Below are 22,400 nucleotides of genomic sequence, written 5' to 3' on the forward strand. Positions count from 1 at the left end.
CACCCGCATGCGAATCGCGCGCCGAGCGGGGCAGTACGCCCTCGTGCTGTGGGCGGCGGTGACGCTGAACTTCGCGTTGCCGTACCTGGCACCGGGTGATCCCGTGAACTACCTCTACGGAGGTGACCAGCAGGCACTCGACCGGAAGTACGTCGAACAACTCCGTGCCGGGTACGGACTGGACCGGCCCATCCTCGAGCAGTACGTCTCGTTCTGGTCGGGTCTTCTCCACGGGGACCTCGGGATGTCCGTCGAGCACAACCGGCCGGTCGCCGAGGTGCTGTGGGACAAACTGCCGTGGACGATTTCCCTCGTCGGCATCGCCACGGTGCTGGCCTTCGTGATCGGCACCCTGCTCGGCGCGTGGGCCGCGTGGCGCCGCGGCACCGCAAAGGAGACCGGCACGGTTGTGGGTGTGCTCGTGGTGGATTCGATGCCCGGCTTCTGGGTGGGCATGATCCTCATCGCCGTGTTCTCGGTGACGCTCGGCTGGTTCCCGTCCTACGGGGCTGCGACGATCACCGCGACCGGCGGGGAATGGCTCGCCGAAGTCGCCTCGCGGATGGTTCTGCCCGTCGCGACGCTGACCATCGCGAGCATCGGCGGGTTCTTCCTCATGACCCGGGCTTCGATGATCGGCGTGCTCGGCGAACCGTTCATCCGGCTCGCCCGAGCCAAGGGTCTCGGCGAGTTCCGGGTGGCGATCCGGCACGCGCTGCGCAACGCGGTGCTGCCCGTCTACACGACCCTCACCCTGACGGTCGGTGTGCTGCTGTCCGGCGCTGTCGTCGTCGAATCGGTGTTTGCGTATCCCGGGCTGGGCAAACTCACCTACGACGCGGTGACCGCCCGCGACTATCCGCTGCTGCAGGGTGCGTTTCTGCTCGCGACCGTCGGCATCGTCGCAGCGAACCTGCTGGCCGATCTGACCTACCCGCTCCTCGATCCGCGGGTGCGCCGCGACCGGACCGCCGCCCACGGACGCAGCGAGGTGGCCGCATGAACCTCATGGGAAACATCCTCGGAACCCGAACCCGGTCGCAGCGTCTCGCGCTCGTCGGCGTGCTGATGCTCGGGGTGCTGCTGCTGTGCGCGGTCGCCGCACCCTGGCTCGCGCCGTTCGACCCCACCGAACGGGTGACGCGCCCGTTCGCGGCGCCGTCCGCCGAGCATTGGCTCGGCGCCGACGACGTCGGGCACGACCTGCTGTCCATGCTGATCCACGGTGCCCGGATCTCGTTGTTCGTCGGGATCGTCGCCGCGGTGATCGCCACCGCTGTGGGCACCATCGTCGGTGTCGTGGCCGGGTATTCGCGCGGTGTGGTCGACACCGTGCTGATGCGCATCGTCGATGTCGTGCTCGCCTTGCCGGTGCTGCCGCTGACCATCGTCATCGGGGTCTTCGCCGGACCCGGTCTGCGCACGCAGGTCATGGTCATCTCGGCGGTGTTGTGGGCGGGACTGGCCCGCGAACTCCGCGCCCAGGTCCTCACCCTGCGCGAACGCGATCACATCCAGGCCGAACGCGCCATGGGCGCCGGTCCCTGGTACGTGCTGCGGCGACACGTCGCCCCGGCGGTCCTGCCGCTGGTCGTCCCGCAGTTCGTGCTCACCATCAAGACCGCGGTGCTGCTCGAAGCATCGCTCGCCTTCCTCGGCCTCGGCGACATCTCCGCCGCGAGCTGGGGGGCGATGCTGTCGATGGCGCACGCACGCAATGCATTCCTCACCGACGCCTGGATCTGGTGGGTGATCCCCCCGGGGGCGGCCATCGCCGTCACCGTGCTCGCGTTCGCGTTGCTCGGCAATGCCATCGAGGAGCGGTCACGACCGATCCTCCTGCCGGCGCGGCGACCCCGGAAGAAGCTCGGTCCCGTACCGGCTCGGGTCGATCCGGGCGTGGAAGGGGGAGCGCCGCTGGTGATCGACGATCTCACCGTCGTCTACGGTGCGGACGGGCGCGGCGCTACGGGAGTCGGATTCACCGTCGGTGCCGGGGAACTCGTCGCCCTCGTCGGTGAGTCCGGTAGCGGGAAGTCGACGGTCGCGGCGGCCGCGATGGGGTTGCTGCCCGCGGCCGCACGGATCGTCTCGGGGGCCGTGCGGGTCGCCGGCCGGGACGTCTCGACGATGAGCCCCGCAGAACTGCGCGTCCTGCGCGGCAACCGCATCGCCCTGATCCCGCAGGAGGCGCTGAGCGCCCTCGATCCCGTCTACACCATCGGCACCCAGATCGACGAAGCCGTGCTCGCCCACCGCTCGTGCACCGGAGCGCAAGCCCGCGAACGCACCCTCGATCTGCTCACCGATGTGGGCCTCGGCGTCGACAGGGTCGACGCCTACCCGCACCAGCTCTCCGGCGGCATGCGCCAGCGCGTGGTGATCGCGATGGCGCTCGCCAACGAACCGGACGTGCTCGTCGCCGACGAACCGACCAGTGGACTGGATGTGCTGCGCGAGGCCGAAGTGCTCGCGTTGCTCGACGAACTGCGGGTGCGGCGTTCCCTCGCGTTGCTGATCGTCACCCACAACCTGCCGGTCGTCGAACGAATCGCCGATCGCATCGCCGTGATGAAGGACGGCGAACTGGTCGAGATCGGCACCGCCGAGCAGATCGCCGCGGCGCCCGTCCACCCGTACACCCGCACCCTCGTCGAATCGGCACCCCGGTTGCGTCGGGCACCACAGGAGGTCTTCTCGTGAGCGCAGAGGTGGACACCCCGCCGGTACTGAACATCGAGTCGCTGACCGTCGCATTCGACGGCAAACCCGCGATCACGGATGTGTCCCTGCAGGTCGCCGCCGGCGAATCCGTTGCGCTGGTGGGTGGTTCCGGAGCGGGAAAGTCCACGGTTGCACGGGCGATTGCGGGTCTGGTGACGCCCACCGCGGGCCGGGTCGTCTTCGACGGGGTCGACCTGACCGCCGTGCCGCAGCGTCGCCGCCGCGCGGCCCGCAGGGGCATGCATCTGGTCTTCCAGGACCCGTATGCGTCGCTGCCCCCGACCCTGCGGGTGGGGGATATCGTCGCCGAGCCGATGGTGATCCACCGGATCGGTGACCGTGACCGCCGTCGGCTGGACACGGTCACGGCGCTCGACGCCGTGCACCTGCGCCCCGCCGAGAGTTTCCTGCAGCGCTACCCGCACGAACTGTCCGGTGGGCAGCGTCAGCGGGTCGCGCTCGCGCGGGCGCTGACGACCCGGCCGAAACTTCTGCTCGCCGACGAGCCGACCAGTGGTCTGGACGCCTCGCTGCGGCTCGAGATCGTCGACCTGATGGGCGAACTCGCCGCTTCCGAGAACATGGCCGTCGTCCATATCACCCACGATCTGGCGTTGGCCGCCCGCAGTTGCCGTGACATCGTCGTGATGCACGGCGGACGGGTTGTCGAAACCGGCCGAACCGACACCGTTCTCGCCGATCCGGCGCACGAATTCACCGCCGCGCTCGTCGGCGCCGTGTCCGGTTCCTGACTCCCGATTCTGCTGCACCGACTCACCCCAGAGGAGAAATCACCATGTCCGAAACCGTCGTCGTGGCCGAGAACGGCACGGTCATCGACTTCACCGTCGACGACGTCATGAAATACCACGGCCCCGGGTTCCCGGGTGGAGTTGCGCACGCGGTGAAGGTGCTCGAGCGCGCCCTTCCGGTGCTGAGCCCCGACGCGCCCGCCGAGCGTCGCGAGATCACCGTCGCCACCGCGCATCGCGGCCCGGGCGTGCGCGACACGTTCGAGGCGGTGACCCGGGCGGTGACCGACGGACGGTTCACGGTCGATGCCGGGCTCGAACGTCGCGACCGCGGGCAGACGCTCGAGCGGTACGTGTTCGTGCTGACCTACCGCGGCCGGACCGTGCGACTGGAGATCCGCGACGGCTTCGTCACCGGCGAGTTCATCACCCTCGGCCGCAAGGCCGAGCGCACCGACACCGAGGAAGCGCGCTTGACCGTACTCAAGCGGGAGATGGCGGACCGGTTGCTCGCCGCGCCGGCCGACGAGGTCTACGACATCGTGAACTGATCCCGCCCTTGGATTCTCGTCGATCGAGTCGAACGTGTCGGACGGTGCCGCTAGCCTTCGCGCATGACCGAGAAGGCGAAGGGCCCGGAATCGTATTTCCCGTCGATCGAGAAGAAGTACGGTCGGCCGATCGACGAGTGGAAGGCGTTGATCCGGGAGTCGGATCTGACCAAGCACATGGAGTTGGTGAACTGGCTGAAGACCGATCACGGCATGGGCCACGGACACGCCAACGCCCTCGTCGCCCACACCCTGAAGGAGAACGCGGACTGAGACGGACGGGCCGCCACCGGAGTTCGGTGGCGGCCCGTCCCGTCTGTGTTCGATCGTCAGGTGTGGTCGACCCAGCGCAGCAGCGCGTACAGGAACCGGGTCGCGCCCGGCATGAAGTTGCTGCCGTGGTGGTACGTCGGATCGAGGGTCGTGACGATGAGGCGGCCCGGGGTCGACGAGGTGTCCTCGTAGAGCATCATGCCCGCATCGTGCGCATGTCCGTCGGCGTCCGGTTCCTCGGAGACCACCAGCGGCACCACGTCGGCTTCGGTGCGGAGCAGCCCGTGGTGATGCCAGATGACGGACTTCGTGCTCAGGTACGTCCACGCGCCGTGGTCGTGGCTGCGGGTGCGGATCAGCGGATCCTCACCATGGAGCCACCACCAGAAGTTGGTCGGCCGTGGCTCCCATTCCACACCCGGAAGCCATGTGTGGACACCGTTCTCGCCGAGGACGACGAGGGTGTCGCCGCGCTCGGCGACCGCACGGAACCGGGCGGCGTGGCGGGTGACGAGGCCGGGATGCAACCGGTCGGCGACGATGACCGTCGAGTAGCCGTCGAGGTCGCCGTCGGCGAGGTCGGCCAGGTAGTGGAAGTCCGGCTGGTAGGCCAGCACCGCGGGGTCCTTCATCGTCTGCAGGTGGGGGTAGGAGCCACCGTGGACGATGGCCAGTCGCCGGCCACGCAGCGGTGCGATGTCGGTGCGGGAGAAGGGTTCTGCGGTGGTCATCGCTGGGTCAGCCAATCGATCAATTGCGGGGTCATCCGCGCGGAGGTGTTCGGGTCGTCCTTCCAGCCGGTCAGGTCGTTCCCGCCGTGCACCAGTACCTGGCCGTCGCCGAGCGGGTAGACGAAATCGAGGGGCAGCGCGTGCCGGCCGATACGCGTTGTGACGATCGCGTTCTCGGGAATCTTGTCGACGTAGCCGCGGGCGTAGAAGCCCGTGACGCCCTTGCGGGAGCTCAGGTCGGCGGGATCGACGCCGGCCCACACCGGGTGCGGGTCGGCGAGGGTGATCGCGAGGTCCTTCGGACCGGTGTACGCGATCTTGCGCCACACCCCCAGACCGGGAAGGAAGTCCGTCAAGGCGTGGCCCATGACGGCGATGCGGCCGCCGCGGGTGACGAATCCGGTGAGCAGGTCGCGATTGCGTTCGAGGAAGATCTGATCGACACTGCTGCCGAGGATCAGTCCCTGCACGCTTGTGAGGTCCACCGCGGGGAGGTGGTAGACATCGACCCGGCCGACGCTCGGCTGGGTTCCGGGTTCGCCGGCGAGGTCTTCGGATCCCATGGTGACGTGGAGGACGGCGGCGATCGCGGGGAGACCGTCGCCGGTGGGGGAGTGCGCCGAGGTGGGCGGCCAGTTCGATTGCGACACTGTTGCTTCCTGAGACACTGTTGCTTCCTGATCGTGGCTTCCGGTGGAGACAAGCCCGGTGTCACGATCGTGTCGACGCCCAAACTCGCCGGGTTCGTCCTAATAAGGGGAACCTTAGAGGGTAAAGGTAAGCCTAAGCAATGCTCCATGGCAAGCTGCGGGTTCGCTCACGGCAACGACGCAGGCGGCGCGCTGCCGGCGCCGCCGACTTCGGTTTCGGTCGTCAGTTGCAGACGACGGTGAGGCCGATGCCTTGCCAGACCTCGTACCTGATGTAGTCCCATTCCTGGTCGGTCGAATCCCATTCGGCGCGGGTCTTGGTGATGTATCCCTTGTCCCGCTGATTGGTGACGTTGCATACCGTCAGGGCGCTACCCGACTTGTTCGTGATGGTGTACGGGATTCCGGCGTTCTCGAGAGTGGTGACCGCTTCCTGTTCGCTCATGCCGACGACGTTGGGAACGCCCGCATCCGGGTATCCCGTGGGATCGCCTGCGGCGACTCCGGGGCCGAACGTGAGAGCCGCGGTGGCCGCGACGGCCGCGACGGTCAGGGTTCTGTGCATGACAACGTCCTTCCGGAGACGATGTCGGGACGAGGGTGCGGACCCGGCGGTGTGAACCGGGCGGCGGTGCGGATCGCCGCGGTGTGGTGCAGCGTGCGGCGAGCCGGATGGGCACGGTCGAATCGGTCGCGCCGGTCGACATGTACGCCGGCCTGCGGGCCGTCCGATGCGCTCATCGATTGCATTCGCCGCGGGCCGCGCGGCGAATGTGCTGTACGTCACAAATCGTACTCCCGAGTCTGCCGGGCGAGGCGATCCTGGTGCAATTCGCCTATCGACAGTATGCTGTCATATTGACAGAATGCTCACATTACGAGATCCGATCGATCCGGAGGCTGCCATGAATGCCACGCGTGACACCGTCTATCTCGCCGTCTACGACACCCTCGCCGATTGGGAGACCGGCCATGCCACCGCCTATCTGGCCCGCGCCGGTTACCCGATCCGGGCGGTCGGGCCGAGCCGCGACCCCGTGACGTCACTGGGCGGCCTTCGCATCACCCCTGACCTGGGCCTCGACGAAATTGCCGTCGACGACGCCGCACTGCTCGTCCTTCCCGGCGCCGACCTGTGGGATACCGGTGACGAACTCGTGCCGTACGCGCGTCTCGCCCGCGATTTCCTCGATGCCGGCGTGCCCGTCGCCGCGATCTGCGGCGCCACCGCCGGACTCGCCCGCGAAGGACTGCTCGACGACCGCAATCACACCAGCAACGTGTCCTTCTACCTCGACGCCACCGGCTATGCGGGTGCGGGTCGCTATGTCGAGACCGACGCCGTCGCCGACGGTGGCCTCGTCACCGCCGGGGGTACGGAGCCGGTGGCGTTCGCCCGCGAGATCTTCGCGCTGCTCGGGGTGTACGAGGGGGAGGTGCTCGACGCGTGGTATCGGCTGTTCCACGACTCCGATGCCTCGGCCTTCCCGATCCTCGACGCGGCCGAACGGGCAGCAGCGGGCGGCGAGCGGTGAGTCGTGCCGAGCAGGATCTGCTCAGCCGTGCCGCACTCGCGGTGTTCCGTCTCAACGGACAGTTTCTTTCTGCCGCGGAAGAGCTCGCCAACCCGGCCGGGCTGACGGCCGCTCGATGGCAGGTCCTGGGTGCCGTCCTGCGTGAGCCGCTGCCGGTCGCCGGGATCGCCCGCGCGATGGGCATCACCCGGCAATCGGTGCAGCGCATCGCGGACCTGCTCGTCGCGCAGGGTCTCGCGGAGTACGCCCCGAATCCGGCGCACCGCCGCGCCAAGCTGGTCGCACCCACCGCGGCCGGCCGGGCGGCGATCGAGCGCATCGGGCCCGCGCACGCCGTACTCGCCGCACGGCTGGCGGCTGCGCTCGGTGTCGAGGACTTCGCCGAGACGGTGCGAGTCCTGGAACGGCTTTCGGTGGCGCTCGACGACGTGCAGGTTGCGGAGTAGTGCCCCTGCCCTTGCCTCCTGAGCACCGTGACCACCCTGGATGTGTGGCTCGCATCACCCTTATTCAGAATGATTAGTTGCTAGAGGTGCTGTTGACGCATTGAATTAGATATAGCGATCATTGCTACACCAATTGATGTGACTCGCGCGACACTGCACAACGGATGTCGCAAAGGAACGGTGGTGTGCGATGACCGAGATTGCGGTCCGCGAAAGCGACAGCCTTCCCTACGATCTGAACGACCGATACCGCTCCGGCTCCGGGAAGGTCCTGCTCACCGGAGTGCAGGCCATTGTCCGGCAGCTCGTCGAACAGCACGTGCGCGACATCCGCGACGGCCGGCGCGTGGCGACTTTCGTCTCCGGGTACCCGGGCAGCCCGATCGGTGGCCTCGACAAGCTGCTGCACGGAATGCCGCAGGTGCTCGCCGAACACGACATCACCTTCACGCCGGGATTCAACGAGGAACTCGCCGCGACGTCCGTGTGGGGCAGCCAGGGGCAGCTCGGTGCGGGCACGCCGACCCACGACGGGGTCGTCGGCGTCTGGTACGGCAAGGGTCCCGGCCTCGACCGCGCCACCGACGCGCTGCGGCACGCAAACATGTACGGCGTATCACCCACCGGCGGTGTGCTGCTGATGGTCGGCGACGACCCCGCATCCAAGTCCTCGACCGTGCCCGCCGTCAGTGAGCGGTCACTCGCTGCCCTCGGCATCCCGGTGCTGTTCCCGCGCAATGCCGCCGAGATCGTCACGATGGGCATGCACGGTGTCGCGCTCTCACGCGCCTCGGGGTGCGTCGTCGCCCTCAAGATCGTCGCCGACGTCGCCGACGGCGCCTGGTCCGTCGACGGATCGGTCGCGGACACCTCGATCACCGTTCCCGAAATCGCCTGGGAAGGGAAACCTTTCGTCTACCAGCAGCGCCCGATGGCCGCGCCGGTCGACAGTGTGATCGCCGAAGCCGACCTGTACGGACCGCGCTGGGCGATGGTCCAGGCATACGGCAAGGTCAACGCGCTCGACGTCGTCGAGGTCAACCCCACCCGAGCCCGGATCGGATTGGTCGCGACCGGCACCACCTTCGACGCGCTGCGCCAAGCCCTGGTCGACCTGTCCGTCACCGACACCGACCTGTACCGGGCCGGCATCCGGTTGCTGCGCATCGGCATGCCGTACCCGATCGGGCCCGACCTCGTCCGCGAGTTCGCCGACGGGCTCGAGCGGATCCTCGTCGTCGAGGACAAGACCGCGTTCGTCGAAACCCAGATCCGCGAGATCCTCTACGGAACCGACGCTCCGCCGGTCATCGTCGGCAAGAAGGACGCCGACGGCCGGCGCCTCGTCCCAGTCGACGGTGAACTGACCGCCGGCCGGATCCGCGGACCGCTGCACCGCGTCCTGAAGGGACACGTGGACCTCGGGCCGGCACCGCTGCCCCAGCTTCCGCTGGAGGTGCTCTCGGCCACCCGCACCCCCTACTTCTGCAGCGGCTGCCCGCACAACCGCTCCACCGCGCTGCCGGAAGGATCGATCGGGGGCGGCGGCATCGGCTGCCACGCGCTCGTCACGATGTCCGGTCGCGCCGACAGCGCCGTCACCGGACTGACCCAGATGGGCGGCGAGGGTACCCAATGGATCGGCCAGGCCCCGTTCACCGACATCGGCCACATGTTCCAGAACCTCGGCGACGGAACGTATTTCCACTCCGGGCAGCTCGCCGTGCAGGCGTGTGTCGCGGCCGGCGTGAACATCACCTTCAAGCTCCTCCACAACGACGTCGTCGCCATGACCGGCGCGCAGGACGCCGAGGGCGCGCTGACCATTCCCGCGCTCACCCGCAAGCTCACCACCGAAGGCGTCCGGCGGATCATCATCTGCTCCGACGAACCGAAACGGCACCGCAAGCGCACCCTCGCGCGCGGCGTCACCGTCTGGCACCGGGACCGCCTCGACGAAGCGCAGCGCGTGCTGCGCGAGGTGCCCGGCGTCACCGTGCTCATCTACGACCAGCACTGCGCCGCCGATGCGCGACGGCAGCGCAAGCGTGGCACGCTGCCCGCCCGCACGACCCGTGTCGTGATCAACGAGGCCGTGTGCGAAGGTTGCGGCGACTGCGGCGTCAAGAGCAACTGCCTCTCGGTGCAGCCCGTCGACACCGAGTTCGGTTCCAAGACCCGCATCGACCAGACCTCCTGCAACACCGACTACTCGTGTCTCGACGGCGACTGCCCGTCGTTCGTCACCGTCGAGATCGACCCCGCCCGCAAGCGCAAGCGCCGCACCGCACCCCGGCCGCCCGCCGTGCCCGACATCGAGATCGCCGGGGCAGGCACCCGCAACGTGTTCCTCGCCGGCATCGGTGGAACCGGCATCGTCACCGTCAACCAGGTCCTCGCGACCGCGGCGATGCGCGCCGGCTTCGAGGTCGAATCCCTCGACCAGATCGGGATGAGCCAGAAGGCCGGGCCGGTGGTCTCGCACCTGCGGTTCGCCGCCGACGCGCTCGAACCCGGCAATCGCGTCGCCACCGGTGGTGCGTCGTGCCTGCTGGCTCTGGACCTGCTCACCGCGGCCGACGCGAAGAACCTCGCGTACGCCGACGCGGCCACCACCGTCGCGGCCGCGTCGACGAGCCGCACCCCCACCGGCGACATGGTGTACGACCGGTCGATCCGCCACCCCGACGAGGCGCAACTGCTGTCCCGCCTCGAGGCGGCCACCGCCCGGCTCACCGCGTTCGACGCCCTCGCCGCCGCACAGGCACTGTTCGGCGACACCGCGGCCGCGAACTTCCTCGTCGTCGGAGCCGCCCACCAGCTCGGCGGCCTGCCGATTCCGGCCGCCGCCATCGAGGAAGCCATCGAGCTCAACGGTGTCGCGGTCGCGGCGAACATCGCCGCGTTCCGGTGGGGACGCGCCGCCGTCGCCGACCCCGACACGTTCGCTGCCGCAACCGAACCCGCCCGGCCGCCGCGCGCGACCACCGCCGTTCCGGAGGACCTGTTCGCTGGGACCACCTTCGATGGTGAGGTCTTGCGTCTGGTCCGGATCCGCGCCGCCGGGCTGATCGACTACCAGGGCCGCCGACTGGCCGCCCGGTACATCGACCGGGTGCAGGCCGTGTGGGGCGCCGAGCGTCGCGTCACCGACCGCACCGAGTTCTCCGAGGCCGTCGCCCGCGGCCTGTTCAAGTTCACCGCGTACAAGGACGAATACGAGGTCGCGCGGATGCTCGTCGATCCTGCCTTCCTCGACGAGGTGAGCGCACAGGTGCCCGGCGGAGCGGCCCTGACCTACCGTCTGCACCCGCCGATCCTGCGGGCGCTCGGCCGCACGAAGAAGGTCGGATTCGGGCCCAGAACTCATGTGGCACTGCGGCTTCTGTCAAAGGGCAGGTGGCTGCGCGGAACCCGGCTCGATCCCTTCGGCTACGCCCACGTGCGCAAGGTCGAACGCGAGCTGCTCGCGCACTACACCGACACCGTCCGCGGTCTCGCCGCCGACCTGAGCGAGGACACCTACGACCGCGCGGTCCGCATCGCGGAACTGGCCGACACGGTCCGCGGCTACGAGGACGTCAAGCTGCGCTCGATCGACCGCTACCGCACACAGCTCGCCGAACTCGGTATCGGCGCCCAGCCGGAACAGACCCCCGAACCCTCCCAGCGCCCCACCGCTCGAAAGGAATCCGTCGCATGAGCACCTCCACCGTCATCCGTCCCGTCGAGGACACCATCCCCGTCGAGGACACCGCAGCCGGAGTCTTCGGCCGATCCCGTCACCTCTCGGATCGCCCGCACGAACAGGTCGTGTTCTGCGAGGACGCCGCGACCGGGCTCCGCGCGATCATCGCGATCCACTCCACCGTGCTCGGTCCCGCGCTCGGCGGAACCCGCTTCTATCCGTACGCGAACGAGCGGCAGGCGCTCGACGATGTACTGCGGCTGTCGCGGGGAATGACCTACAAGGCCGCGGTCTCCGGGGTCCATCTCGGTGGCGGCAAGGCCGTGATCATCGGCGACCCGACCGTCCACAAGACCGAGGCGCTGCTCGCCGCGTACGGCCGGTTCGTCGAATCTCTCGGCGGGCGCTACATCACCGCCGCCGACGTGGGTACCTACGCCTCCGACCTCGACGTCGTCGGCCGGCACACCGCCCATGCGGTCGGCCGGACCGTCGCCGCCGGCGGGTCCGGGGACAGTTCACCGCTCACCGCGCTCGGAGTGTTCCAGGCGATGCGAGCAGGTGTCGAAAATATTTGGGGAACAACGAATTTGGAAGGGCGTGTGGTGGGTGTCGAGGGACTCGGCAAGGTCGGGTACTCGCTCGTCGGTCTGCTCGCAGCGGACGGTGCCCGGGTGGTGGTCTCCGACGTGAATCCCGCCGCGGTCGAACGCGTCGTCTCGGACTTCCCGGATGTGCGGGTCGCCGGCAGTGTCGTCCAGGCGTCGCTGGACGTGTACGCACCGTGTGCGCTCGGCGGCACGCTCTCCCCGGTCACCGCCGGATCTCTCGATGCGCGCCTGGTGTGCGGTGCGGCCAACAATCAGCTGACGATCCCGGAGGTCGAAACCATGCTGGGGGAGCGGGGGATCACGTGGGTACCCGACTACGTGGCCAACGCCGGCGGCCTGATCCAGGTCGCGGGGGAGGTCGACGGGTTCGACGCGGCGGTCGTGCGATCCGACGTCGAGGCGATCTTCGAGCGCACCGCCGAGATCTTCGAGATGTCACGGGTTCTGGGCACCGGTCTCGGTCCCGCCGCGAACCGGATTGCGGAGCAGCGCATCGACGCGGCGTGATGCCCGGGTAGTCCGAGAGGGGGAGGGCAGGGGAGTCGCCACGGCGGCTCCCCTGCCTCGTTGGGTCCGCGTCCGTCAGGGGAGGTCCGCGACCGGCGTCGAACGGCCGTGTCCGGCACCGCGGGTGAGCTGATCGAGCAGGGGCTGCGTCCGGTATGCCACCGGTGTCGTCAGTGCCAGTGTCGTGGTGGTGTGTGCGACGCCTTCGATCGAGTGGATGCGCTCGAGAACCTGCAGGAGATTCTCCTGCGACTGGGCGGCCATGCGGATCAGCAGGTCTTCCCGGCCCGTGGTCGCGTGCACCTCGAGCACCTCGGGGAACCGTTCGAGTTCGGCGATCACGTGCCCCATCCGGGCCTGGACCAACTCGGCGCCGATGAACGCCTGCAGGGGTAGGCCCAGCTTCGGCAGATCGACGACCGGCCGGTATCCCGTCACCGCTCCCGAGTCCTCCAGCTTCCGGATGCGTGACTGGACGGTGTTTCGTGCGACCCCGAGTTTCGCCGACAGGTCGACTATTCCGGCACGCGGGTTCTGGGTGAGTTCGGCGAGCAGGGCCGCGTCGAGGCGATCGAGACTGAGCACGGTGACATCCTTTCGACTGTGATGCGCATCACTGATTGATCATAGTGTATAGCTGTTTCGGAAGATATTGACACCAATCTCGCCAGTGCAATGATTGCTTCATTGAAATGCTCACAGAATCCCTCATCGACGCACCATCATGCGCCGCCCGTGAGCATCACGTCCCCGGCTACCCATGAGGTCCGGCGGGCAACACAACCCACACCGAGGAGCACAACATGCCCGGAGTCGGCATCTGGCGCACCAAATCCGTAGAGCAGTCCATTGCGGACACCGACGATCCTTGTTCGAAGCTCAAGCGGGAACTCACCGCGAAGGATCTGACCGTATTCGGTGTCGCCGTCGTGGTCGGCGCCGGAATCTTCACCCTCACCGCACGCACCGCCGGAAACGTTGCCGGACCGTCGATCTCGCTGGCATTCGTCCTCGCCGCGATCACCTGCGGTCTGGCGGCTCTCTGCTATGCGGAGTTCGCCTCGACGGTTCCCGTCGCCGGCAGCGCCTACACCTTCTCGTACGCGACGTTCGGCGAGTTCGTCGCCTGGATCATCGGCTGGGACCTGATCCTCGAATTCGCCCTGGCGTCTGCCGTGGTCGCGAAGGGGTGGTCCATGTATCTCGGCGGAATGCTCGGCGGCAGTGATCACACCACGATGCACCTCGGGCCGCTCGCGTTCGACTGGGGTGCATTGGTCATCGTCGGCGCCATCACCGTCGTCCTGGCCGTCGGCACCAAGGTGTCCTCACGGGTGTCTGCGGTCGTCACCGCAATCAAGGTCGCGGTCGTGCTGCTGGTGATCGTCGTCGGCATCTTCTACATCAACAAGAGCAACTACTCCCCGTACATTCCGCCTGCCGAAGCAGCGCAGACCACCGCGACCGGCGTGCACCAGTCGCTGTTCTCGGCGCTCACCGGCGCCGGCGGCAGCACCTACGGCTGGTACGGCCTGCTCGCCGCCGCGAGCCTGGTGTTCTTCGCGTTCATCGGATTCGACGTCGTCGCCACCACCGCCGAGGAAACGAAGAACCCGCAGAAGGCGCTGCCGCGCGGCATCCTCGCGTCGCTCGCCATCGTCACCGTCCTCTACGTCGGCGTCACCCTCGTGCTCACCGGCATGGTCAAGTACACCGATCTGCGGTCCGGCAGCCCGCTCGTCGGTGACGGCAGCGCCACCCTGGCCACCGCGTTCGAGGCACACGGCATCACGTGGGCCGAAATGGCCATCAACATCGGCGGACTCGCCGGACTGACCACGGTCGTGATGGTGATGATGCTGGGCCAGACCCGGGTGCTGTTCGCGATGTCCCGCGACGGACTCATGCCGAAGAAGCTCGCCACCACGAACCACAAGGGCGTCCCGGTACGGATCACCCTGGTCGTCGGTGGCATCGTCGCGGTTCTCGCGGCCGTGTTCCCGATGGGTGTGCTCGAGGAGATGGTCAACATCGGCACACTGTTCGCGTTCGTACTCGTGTGCATCGGTGTCATGGTGTTGCGCCGTATCCGACCCGACCTGCCCCGCGGTTTCCGTGTCCCGCTCGTACCGCTGGTGCCGATCCTCGCGGTGCTCGCGTGCGGCTGGTTGATGCTCAACCTGTCCGTCGAGACCTGGATCCGGTTCGTCGCCTGGATGGCACTCGGGGTGCTGGTCTACTTCGCGTACGGTCGCCGCAAGTCGGTTCTCGGGCAACGGTTGCGTGCCGAACAGCAGCAGTGGACCGAGAAGATCGCGCAGGATTCCGTGCCGCGCGAGGTCCCGCAACCAGAACCGGTGTAGACCCACAACCGCCCTCGTGCGCGTTTCCGGTAGCGGTGGCTACCGGAAACGCGCACGAGCCTTGTAACGGCGGGCGTCAGGGAACAGGGTTACGGTGCCGGACGGTCGACATCGCCGCGCCACCCACCGGTCTCCGTGCCGCGCTCCTCGATGAAGTGCTTGAACTCCTTCATGTCGTCCTTGACACGATGGGTGAGGATGCCCAGCTTGTCGGCGACACTTTCGACGAATCCTTCCGGGTCGATGTCCATCTGAGCGGTCACTCGGGTGTGCGTGTCGTCGAGACGATGAAAGGTGATCACGCCGGAATGGTCCGGACCTGCGTCGGAATGCCACGCCACGCGCTCGTCCGGATGCTGTTCCGTGATGGTGGCATCGAACTCGCGCTTCCGGCCGGCGATGTCGAGAACCCAGTGGGTGTGGGTGTCGTCGAGCTGACGGACCTCTTTCACACCGTGCATGAACCGCGGGAAAGTCTCGAACTGTGTCCACTGGTCGTACGCGACCCGGACCGGAACATCGACATCTACAGCTTCGGTGATTGTGCTCATGACAGTCGCGTACCCGGGAGACTCGGGGGTAAACACGCTCGTGCGAGGGATCGCTGTGTCGGGGTGCGAAACGGAAACCGGTCCGCTTGCCCGAATCAGGGCAAGCGGACCGGTTTCCGAAACTACTGCGGAGACTCAGCAGTCGAAGTACAGCTGGAACTCGTAGGGGTGCGGACGCAGGTTGACCGGAGCGATCTCCTGCTCGCGCTTGAGCGAGATCCAGGTCTCGATCAGGTCGGTGGTGAACACGCCGCCCTCGGTGAGGTACTCGTGGTCGGCTTCGAGACGGTCGATGACGGCGGTCAGCGACGTCGGAGCCTGCGGGATGTTCTTGGCCTCCTCCGGCGGGAGCTCGTAGAGGTCCTTGTCGACCGGGGCCATCGGCTCGATCTTGTTCTTGATGCCGTCCAGGCCGGCCATCATCTGCGCGGCGAAGTTCAGGTACGGGTTGCCCGAGGAGTCCGGCGCGCGGAACTCGAGGCGCTTGGCCTTCGGGTTGTTGCCGGTGATCGGGATGCGGACCGCAGCGGAGCGGTTGCGCTGGCTGTACACCAGGTTGATCGGCGCCTCGTAGCCCGGAACCAGGCGGTGGTACGAGTTGATCGTCGGGTTCGTGAACGCGAGCAGCGACGGCGCGTGATGCAGGATACCGCCGATGTACCAGCGGGCGAGATCCGACAGACCCGCGTAACCGGCCTCGTCGTGGAACAGCGGCTTGCCGTCCTTCCACAGCGACTGGTGCACGTGCATGCCCGAGCCGTTGTCGCCGAACAGGGGCTTCGGCATGAAGGTGGCGGTCTTGCCTGCCTTCCACGCGGTGTTCTTAACGATGTACTTGAACAACTGCAGGTCGTCGGCCGCGGCGAGCAGCGTGTTGAACTTGTAGTTGATCTCGGCCTGGCCGCCGGTGCCCACCTCGTGGTGGCCGCGCTCGAGCTCGAAGCCGGCGCTCTGCAGGTTGGTGGAGATCTCGTCGCGCAGGTCGACGTAGTGGTCGTACGGGGCAACCGGGAAGTAGCCGCCCTTCGGGCGCACCTTGTAGCCGCGGTTCGGGGTGCCGTCAGCGTTGTACTCGACACCGGTGTTCCAGGAACCGGAGATCGAGTCGAGCTCGTAGAACGCACCGTTCATCTTCGAGTCGTAGGAGACCGAGTCGAAGATGTAGAACTCGGCCTCGGCACCGAAGTACGCGGTGTCGGCGATGCCGGTGCTGATCAGGTATTCCTCGGCCTTGCGGGCGACGTTGCGCGGGTCACGAGAGTAGGACTCACGGGTGAAGGGGTCGTGGACGAAGAAGCTGACGTTCAGGGTCTTGGCAGCGCGGAAGGGGTCGATACGCGCGGTGGTCACGTCGGGAAGGAGCAGCATGTCCGACTCGTGGATGGACTGGAAGCCACGGACGGAGGATCCGTCGAAGGCCAGGCCGTCCTCGAAGACATCCTGGTTGAACGCCTTGGCGGGGATCGAGAAGTGCTGCTCGATGCCGGGCAGGTCGGTGAAGCGGATATCGACGTATTCGACCTTTTCGTCCGCGATGTACTTGATGACCTCTTCGGCCGTGGTGAACGCCACGCTTGTGCTCCTTCAGTCGGTGCGCGCCAGTGTGATGGGCGCCTGCGTCGGATGCAGACGGTATGGACATGGTGTTGCCCGCCCATCAATCCCATGTTTCGCCGGTGTTACACCTCGCGTCGTCCTGCGGTGAGGACGCAGTTTGTGGTAGAAGTCACCGGCGGAGCACAGGGCTCGTCTAATAGTGCGACACACAGCCTATCCTGGACGCATGGCACGGATGACGGGCAGTTGGCTTTCCGGTCCCTCGGCGGCACTGCCGAAGGACCAGCAGCGCGAGCAGGACTATCCCGGGCAGCTGCTCGGGCTGCCGCAGCACGGACCCGGGTCGCTCGCCACCACCGGCAAGCGCGTGCTCGCCCTGGTACTCGACTGGTTCACCGCGATGGGCGTCGCGGCGCTGCTCGTCGGCGAAGACCCGCTCGAGAGCGCGAACCTGTCCGCCTACACCCTGATCGTTTGGTATGTCGTCGGCGTGGCGTGTGTGACGTTGTTCTCGTTCACCCCCGGTCAGTACATTGCCGGCCTGCAGGTCGTGCGGATCGATGCGCCCGTGCGGGTCGGGATCGTTCGCGCACTGTCGCGTCAGTTGCTGCTCGTGTTCATCGCACCCGGCCTGGTCACCGACGTCGACAACCGTGGCCTGCAGGACCGGGCCACTCAGACCGCCGTCGTTCGCAGCCGGTAGCCGGTTCGGCTCCCTGGCCGACTCGATGTCGTCCCTGATCAGACAGTGAAGGAAGCTGCCGGCTCCCTGCCTCTCTGTCGGGTTCCCGCAGCCATCGTCGCCGCGGTGCGGGTGTCGCGGGCCGTGGCCTTCGCGAGGGCGTCCCGGTCGAGAGTTTCCGGATTCGACGTCACCGGTCGGGGTCGTCGGGGTTGTTCATGCCGGGCCGGGCGAGTTTCGCCAGGATCGGTTCGAGCAGTGCCCGTGTGTCGGGGTTGAGGAGCCCGGAGATCGGGGTCATGAGGTCGGTGCCGTGTTTGCCGATCCGCAGGCCGCGTCGGCGTCGGCGTTCCTTCTCGTCGGGGAGGTCCCCGTCCGGGTGGAGGTAGGTGAGCAGATGCGCGCCGAGTTTGGTGACCTCCTCGGGGGTGACCGAGCAGGCGGCGTCGGCCAGGATCTTCTCGGCGACGGTGCTCTCGCCGAACCCGGCCCCGTACGGAACCTTGCGCATCACGCGGGCGACCGCGGCCTCATGATCGGATCCGATCGCCCCGGCGCGTTGGGCGGCGGCGGTCGCCGGGAGTTCCGGGTCGACCCGCTCGCCGTCGAGGGAATGCCAGGTGCCGGTCTTCTTCGCGCCCGCGACGCGCCGGGTGGCGTCGGCGGCGGAGATCCGCGGGGTGCCGATGAGGAAGTCGCCCGTCGACCGGCAGCCGAGACGGCCCGGGATCATCCGTTCGGTGGTTTCCACGATGAGCCGGTGCCCGGCCGCCGCGGCCTCGCGCAGCGAGGTTCCAGTCGTTGCAGGACCTCGACGATGTCGTCGTTCGACAGGCCGGAGTGATAGCGAGGATCGCCGACGAAAATCGTCGATCTCCGAAAATGACGGGAGTTCGTCAGCGTCGGCGCATCGTGCGCTGCACGCTGCGCATCTTCGCGCCCTGCGGCAACGGACCCTTCGGCAACGCGGGCCCGGACTTCTTGGTGCTCAGCGCCGCCAGCCGGCCCTCGATGGCGTCCATGCGCTTGGCATCGATGTTGCGGGGCAGCTTCGACAAGTGCTTCTGCAACTGCGACAGCGGTACCTGACCCGCGTCGTTGCCGACCACGATCTCGTAGATAGGGGTGTCGCCGACCAGGCGCGACACGCGCTTCTTCTCCTGCGCGATGAGGCCCTTCACTCGACCGGGCGAGCCCTCGCCGACCAGGATGACGCCGGGGCGGCCGATCACGCGGTGCACGGCGTCGAGCTGGGTGGTGCCGGCGACGGCCTGGGTTACGCGCCACGCGCCCTGAAGGTTGTCGAGCGCCCACGCCGCCGCACCGGCCTGGCCGTCGGCCCTCGCATAGACGGTCTTCTGTACGCGGCGGCCGAACAGGATGAACGCCAGCAGGGCACCGATGATGATGCCGATCGGCAGGAAGAACCACTGCAGCCCGAAGATCAGGCCGATCAGGAAGAACACGACGACCGACGCGACGAGCACACCGATCATCCACGGCAGCAGGAGTTTGTCTTCCTTGCGCTGGATCTGGAAGGCCTGCCAGAGCTGGGTACGCCGCTCCTTCGATGCCTGCTTGCGCGCGGCCTTCGCCGCGGCTTTCGCTTCCTTGGTGGGTTTGCTGCCGTTCGCCATGCTTATCAGGATACGTTCCCCGTCATGGCGTCTTCGCCACCACGGGTCCCGGCCCTGTTACTGCCGGAACGGGCGAGGGTCACTGCCCGAAGCGGGCAAGCACCGAGCTCGCCTCCTGCGACGCGGTGCCTTCCTCGGCCAGATGTGCCTGGCCCGCGGGCAACTCGCGGCCGTGGTGGGCCATGGCCTGTGCATAGAGGCGCCCGGCACGATAGGAGGAACGCACCAGCGGGCCGGCCATCACCCCGGCGAAGCCGATCTCCTCCGCGGTCTTCGAGTGCGCCACGAACTCTTCCGGCTTGACCCAGCGCTCCACCGGATGGTGACGTGGAGACGGGCGCAGGTACTGGGTGATGGTCACGATGTCGCAGCCGGCGTCGTGCAGGTCGTGCAGCGCCTCGGTCACTTCCTCGGGTGTCTCTCCCATGCCGAGAATCAGATTGGACTTGGTGACCAAGCCGAACTCGCGTGCGGCGGTGAGCACATCGAGAGAACGCTGGTAGCGGAACGCCGGTCGGATCCGCTTGAAGATCCGCGGGACGGTCTCGAGATTGTGGGCGAGCACCTCGGGACGGGACTCGAACACCTCCTGCAGGAGTTCGGGCCGGCCGTTGAAGTCGGGGACGAGATTCTCGACGCCGGTACCCGGGTTCAGCTCGTGGATTTTCCGGACGGTTTCCGCGTAGAGCCAGGCGCCGCCGTCGGGCAGGTCGTCGCGAGCCACACCGGTGATGGTCGAGTAGCGCAGGCCCATGGCCTGAACGGACTCGGCGACACGGCGCGGTTCGTCACGGTCGAGCGCGGCGGGCTTGCCGGTGTCGATCTGGCAGAAGTCGCAACGCCGGGTGCACTGCTCGCCGCCGATGAGGAACGTCGCTTCGCGGTCCTCCCAGCATTCGTAGATGTTGGGGCAGCCGGCTTCCTCACAGACCGTGTGGAGACCTTCGCTGCGCACCAGGCCCTTGAGCTCGGTGTATTCCGGACCCATCTTCGCCCGGGTCCTGATCCAGTTCGGTTTGCGTTCGATCGGCGTCTGCGCGTTTCGGGTCTCGATCCGCAGCAGTTTGCGTCCTTCTGGGGCCACAGTCACGGAGACGATCGTACGCCCGCGGGTAAAGTCGGGCCCGGCCGGGGAGGCGCCGGAGACGGTGCAGTCAGAAGCGCAGGGTGGTGAATTCGGGGCCCTGCGTCGACGGTTCGGAGGCGGCGACAGCCTGCTCGAATGTGACCCGTTCGATGTCGTGTTCGGTGACGGGAAGCTTCCCGTCGAGTGCGTCGACGACCGCGGTCATCACCGCATCGGTCACCTCGTCGACGGTGACGTCGCGCCCCAGTTCGCCGGTCAACGACGCGACACCGGCGTCGCGGATGCCACACGGAACGATCGAGTCGAACGCGTCGAGCGCCGAATCGCAGTTGAGGGCGAATCCGTGCATCGCGACGCCCCGCTGCACCCGGATCCCGATCGCGGCGATCTTGCGCTCGGGCAGCCACCGGCCGTCGCGCAGTTCTGCGGGCAGCCACACCCCGGAACGACCTTCGACACGGCCGCACCGCAATCCCATGTCGGTGCACACCGTGATCAGGGCCTGCTCGATGCGTCGTACATAGTTCACGACGTCGATCGGCTCAGCGAGTCGCACGATCGGATATCCGACGAGCTGGCCCGGCCCGTGCCAGGTGATCTTGCCGCCGCGGTCGACGTCGATCACCGGGGTACCGTCGGTCGGTCGGTCGCTGTCCTCGGTGCGCCGCCCCGCGGTGTAGACGGGGGGATGTTCGAGCAGCAGAAGCGTGTCGGCGCCGATACCGTCGGCGCGCTCGGCGGCGAGTTCACGCTGACGTTCCCACGCTTCGAGATAGCCGATCAACCCGAGGCGGGCGACGACGACGGGAGTCGAATCGAGTCGGGCGGAAGCCGTGGCGCTGCTCATGTCTGTCGACCCTACGCCGTCCGGGGAGCGGCCAGAAGAGCCGGCGCTTCGCAGAGGGAACGACCTACCGGACGCGGTGATCCGCTCCCGGAATGCACGCGAAGCGGGGGCGACGCCGTGCAGCATCGCCCCCGCTTCGTGAGGCCGTCGATCACCCGCTGGGACGGGTCACCGGATCACAGGCCGAGATCGGCCTCGAACGCGCCTTCCTCGAGACGGTGCTTGACCGTGGTGAGGAAGCGACCGGCGTCGGCACCGTCGATGAGCCGGTGATCGTAGGTCAGCGGCAGGTAGCACATCGACCGCACGCCGATCGACTCGTTGCCCGACTCGTCCTTGACGACGACAGGACGCTTGACGATCGCGCCGGTGCCGAGCATCGCGGCCTGCGGCGGTACCAGGATCGGGGTGTCGAACAACGCGCCCTGGCTGCCGATGTTGGTGATCGTGAACGTGCCACCGGCCAGCTCGTCGGGCTTGAGCCCTCCGTTGCGGGCTCGGTCCGCGATGTCGACGATCGCCCGCGCGAGGCCACCGAGCGACAGATCACCGGCGTTGTGGATCACCGGGGAGAGCAGGCCCTGCTCGGTGTCCACCGCGATGCCGAGGTGCTCGGCAGCGTGGTAGGTGATCTCCTTGTTGCCTTCGTCGTACGACGCGTTGATGTTCGGGTGCACCCGCAACGCCTCGACCACTGCCTTCGCGAAGAACGGCAGGTAGGTGAGGTTCACGCCCTCACGCTCGGCGAACGACTTCTTCGCCTGCGCCCGCAGCTGCGAGATCTTGGTGACGTCGACCTCGAAGGTCTGCGTGAGCTGAGCGGTGCTCTGCAGCGACTCGCGGGTCTTGACAGCGGTGATCTGGCGAATCCGGTTGACGCGCTGCGTGGTGCCGCGCAGCTGCGCGAGCTCGGGACGCACACCGGGAGCGTTGGCCGGAGCCGTCGGTGCGGCGGCCGCCGGGGCGGCAGCGGCGGGAGCCTTCGAAGCCTCGGCCGCGGCGAGCACGTCCTGCTTGCGGATACGTCCGCCGACGCCGGTGCCCTTGACGGTCGAGAGGTCGACGCCGTTCTCGGCGGCGAGCTTGCGGACCAGCGGGGTCACGTACGGGTTCCCGTCACCCGACGGGGCGGTCGCGGCCGGAGCCGCGGGAGCCGCAGCGGGCTTCGGCGCGGCCGGCGCGGGAGCCGGTGCGGCGGGAGCCGGGGC

22 protein-coding genes are annotated in these 22,400 nt (G+C 67.7%); 11 read left to right on the forward strand and 11 right to left on the reverse strand.

All coding sequences use genetic code 11. The annotated features are described in order from the left end of the window. The first annotated feature begins 7 nt into the window (after positions 1 to 7). The 5 genes from RZ1_RS23295 to RZ1_RS23315 all read left to right on the forward strand — a co-directional run bounded on the left by RZ1_RS23295 (position 8) and on the right by RZ1_RS23315 (position 4,300). A complete protein-coding gene (locus RZ1_RS23295) occupies positions 8 to 1,003 on the forward strand; it encodes an ABC transporter permease (RefSeq protein WP_072814885.1) in 996 nt (331 codons plus the stop codon). Further along, complete coding sequence (locus tag RZ1_RS23300; protein ID WP_238072178.1) at positions 1,000 to 2,703, forward strand: dipeptide/oligopeptide/nickel ABC transporter permease/ATP-binding protein; 1,704 nt, start codon at positions 1,000 to 1,002, stop codon at positions 2,701 to 2,703. The genes RZ1_RS23295 and RZ1_RS23300 overlap by 4 nt, the downstream gene beginning before the upstream one ends. Beyond that, positions 2,700 to 3,476: an ABC transporter ATP-binding protein gene (locus tag RZ1_RS23305; protein ID WP_169918072.1), complete on the forward strand. Its 777-nt coding sequence runs from the start codon at positions 2,700 to 2,702 to the stop codon at positions 3,474 to 3,476. Before RZ1_RS23300 ends, RZ1_RS23305 begins: the two co-directional genes overlap by 4 nt. A gap of 44 nt (positions 3,477 to 3,520) precedes the next feature. Beyond that, positions 3,521 to 4,027 carry a hypothetical protein gene (locus RZ1_RS23310; protein ID WP_072814887.1) on the forward strand — a complete coding sequence of 169 codons (507 nt, stop codon included), beginning with the start codon at positions 3,521 to 3,523 and terminating at the stop codon, positions 4,025 to 4,027. A gap of 63 nt (positions 4,028 to 4,090) precedes the next feature. Then, positions 4,091 to 4,300 (forward strand): DUF4287 domain-containing protein, encoded by a 210-nt coding sequence (locus RZ1_RS23315; RefSeq protein ID WP_072814888.1) that lies wholly within the window; start codon positions 4,091 to 4,093, stop codon positions 4,298 to 4,300. Positions 4,301 to 4,356: 56 nt separating this feature from the next. On the opposite strand, the gene RZ1_RS23320 is transcribed toward RZ1_RS23315, so the two are convergent. From RZ1_RS23320 to RZ1_RS23330, 3 genes are all read right to left on the reverse strand, one after another. Further along, complete coding sequence (locus tag RZ1_RS23320) at positions 4,357 to 5,031, reverse strand: hypothetical protein (protein ID WP_072814889.1); 675 nt, start codon at positions 5,029 to 5,031, stop codon at positions 4,357 to 4,359. Continuing rightward, positions 5,028 to 5,681 (reverse strand): hypothetical protein, encoded by a 654-nt coding sequence (locus RZ1_RS23325; RefSeq protein ID WP_238072177.1) that lies wholly within the window; start codon positions 5,679 to 5,681, stop codon positions 5,028 to 5,030. Before RZ1_RS23325 ends, RZ1_RS23320 begins: the two co-directional genes overlap by 4 nt. A 223-nt stretch (positions 5,682 to 5,904) precedes the next feature. Continuing rightward, on the reverse strand, positions 5,905 to 6,246 hold the full coding sequence (locus RZ1_RS23330; RefSeq protein WP_072814891.1) for a PASTA domain-containing protein: 342 nt from the start codon (positions 6,244 to 6,246) through the stop codon (positions 5,905 to 5,907). A gap of 340 nt (positions 6,247 to 6,586) precedes the next feature. On the opposite strand from RZ1_RS23330, the gene RZ1_RS23340 reads away from it, so the two are divergent. The 4 genes from RZ1_RS23340 to RZ1_RS23355 all read left to right on the forward strand — a co-directional run bounded on the left by RZ1_RS23340 (position 6,587) and on the right by RZ1_RS23355 (position 12,468). Next, on the forward strand, positions 6,587 to 7,216 hold the full coding sequence (locus RZ1_RS23340) for a DJ-1/PfpI family protein (protein ID WP_072814893.1): 630 nt from the start codon (positions 6,587 to 6,589) through the stop codon (positions 7,214 to 7,216). After that, on the forward strand, positions 7,213 to 7,662 hold the full coding sequence (locus RZ1_RS23345; RefSeq protein WP_072814894.1) for a MarR family winged helix-turn-helix transcriptional regulator: 450 nt from the start codon (positions 7,213 to 7,215) through the stop codon (positions 7,660 to 7,662). The genes RZ1_RS23340 and RZ1_RS23345 overlap by 4 nt, the downstream gene beginning before the upstream one ends. Before the next feature lie 190 nt (positions 7,663 to 7,852). Further along, positions 7,853 to 11,365 carry an indolepyruvate ferredoxin oxidoreductase family protein gene (locus tag RZ1_RS23350; RefSeq protein WP_083583865.1) on the forward strand — a complete coding sequence of 1,171 codons (3,513 nt, stop codon included), beginning with the start codon at positions 7,853 to 7,855 and terminating at the stop codon, positions 11,363 to 11,365. Then, positions 11,362 to 12,468, forward strand: coding sequence for a Glu/Leu/Phe/Val family dehydrogenase (locus tag RZ1_RS23355; RefSeq protein ID WP_072814895.1), 1,107 nt, complete (start codon positions 11,362 to 11,364; stop codon positions 12,466 to 12,468). The genes RZ1_RS23350 and RZ1_RS23355 overlap by 4 nt, the downstream gene beginning before the upstream one ends. A gap of 75 nt (positions 12,469 to 12,543) precedes the next feature. On the opposite strand, the gene RZ1_RS23360 is transcribed toward RZ1_RS23355, so the two are convergent. Then, entirely contained in the window at positions 12,544 to 13,053 is a 510-nt protein-coding gene (locus RZ1_RS23360) for an Lrp/AsnC family transcriptional regulator (RefSeq protein WP_072814896.1), read from the reverse strand. A gap of 218 nt (positions 13,054 to 13,271) precedes the next feature. On the opposite strand from RZ1_RS23360, the gene RZ1_RS23365 reads away from it, so the two are divergent. After that, a complete protein-coding gene (locus tag RZ1_RS23365; protein ID WP_072814897.1) occupies positions 13,272 to 14,831 on the forward strand; it encodes an amino acid permease in 1,560 nt (519 codons plus the stop codon). An 89-nt stretch (positions 14,832 to 14,920) separates the two neighbouring features. On the opposite strand, the gene RZ1_RS23370 is transcribed toward RZ1_RS23365, so the two are convergent. Both RZ1_RS23370 and glnA read right to left on the reverse strand, forming a co-directional pair. Continuing rightward, positions 14,921 to 15,382, reverse strand: a complete 462-nt coding sequence (locus RZ1_RS23370; RefSeq protein WP_072814898.1) for an SRPBCC family protein — start codon at positions 15,380 to 15,382, stop codon at positions 14,921 to 14,923. Between the two features lie 135 nt (positions 15,383 to 15,517). Beyond that, positions 15,518 to 16,954 carry a type I glutamate--ammonia ligase gene (gene glnA, locus RZ1_RS23375; RefSeq protein WP_072814899.1) on the reverse strand — a complete coding sequence of 479 codons (1,437 nt, stop codon included), beginning with the start codon at positions 16,952 to 16,954 and terminating at the stop codon, positions 15,518 to 15,520. 211 nt (positions 16,955 to 17,165) lie between these two features. Here glnA and RZ1_RS23380 point away from each other — a divergent pair, with 211 nt between their 5' ends. Beyond that, positions 17,166 to 17,642: an RDD family protein gene (locus RZ1_RS23380; RefSeq protein ID WP_072814900.1), complete on the forward strand. Its 477-nt coding sequence runs from the start codon at positions 17,166 to 17,168 to the stop codon at positions 17,640 to 17,642. A 169-nt stretch (positions 17,643 to 17,811) separates the two neighbouring features. Here RZ1_RS23380 and RZ1_RS23385 read toward each other — a convergent pair whose 3' ends face one another. The 5 genes from RZ1_RS23385 to sucB all read right to left on the reverse strand — a co-directional run. Further along, the gene (locus RZ1_RS23385) at positions 17,812 to 18,372 is read right to left on the reverse strand and encodes a DUF222 domain-containing protein (RefSeq protein ID WP_072814901.1); all 561 of its coding nucleotides are present in this window, start codon (positions 18,370 to 18,372) and stop codon (positions 17,812 to 17,814) included. A 145-nt stretch (positions 18,373 to 18,517) separates the two neighbouring features. Then, positions 18,518 to 19,258 (reverse strand): DUF4191 domain-containing protein, encoded by a 741-nt coding sequence (locus tag RZ1_RS23390; protein WP_072814902.1) that lies wholly within the window; start codon positions 19,256 to 19,258, stop codon positions 18,518 to 18,520. A 79-nt stretch (positions 19,259 to 19,337) separates the two neighbouring features. Next, positions 19,338 to 20,348 carry a lipoyl synthase gene (gene lipA / locus RZ1_RS23395; protein WP_072814903.1) on the reverse strand — a complete coding sequence of 337 codons (1,011 nt, stop codon included), beginning with the start codon at positions 20,346 to 20,348 and terminating at the stop codon, positions 19,338 to 19,340. 64 nt (positions 20,349 to 20,412) lie between these two features. Continuing rightward, positions 20,413 to 21,192: a lipoyl(octanoyl) transferase LipB gene (lipB, locus tag RZ1_RS23400; protein WP_072814904.1), complete on the reverse strand. Its 780-nt coding sequence runs from the start codon at positions 21,190 to 21,192 to the stop codon at positions 20,413 to 20,415. 176 nt (positions 21,193 to 21,368) lie between these two features. Then, the coding region (sucB, locus tag RZ1_RS23405) for a 2-oxoglutarate dehydrogenase, E2 component, dihydrolipoamide succinyltransferase (protein ID WP_072814914.1) at positions 21,369 to 22,400 on the reverse strand (1,032 nt) is incomplete at its 5' end.

Origin of the sequence: Rhodococcus zopfii NBRC 100606 = JCM 9919, from assembly GCF_001895025.1 — a bacterium.
In the GTDB taxonomy this organism is placed as follows: Bacteria; Actinomycetota; Actinomycetes; order Mycobacteriales; family Mycobacteriaceae; genus Rhodococcus; species Rhodococcus zopfii.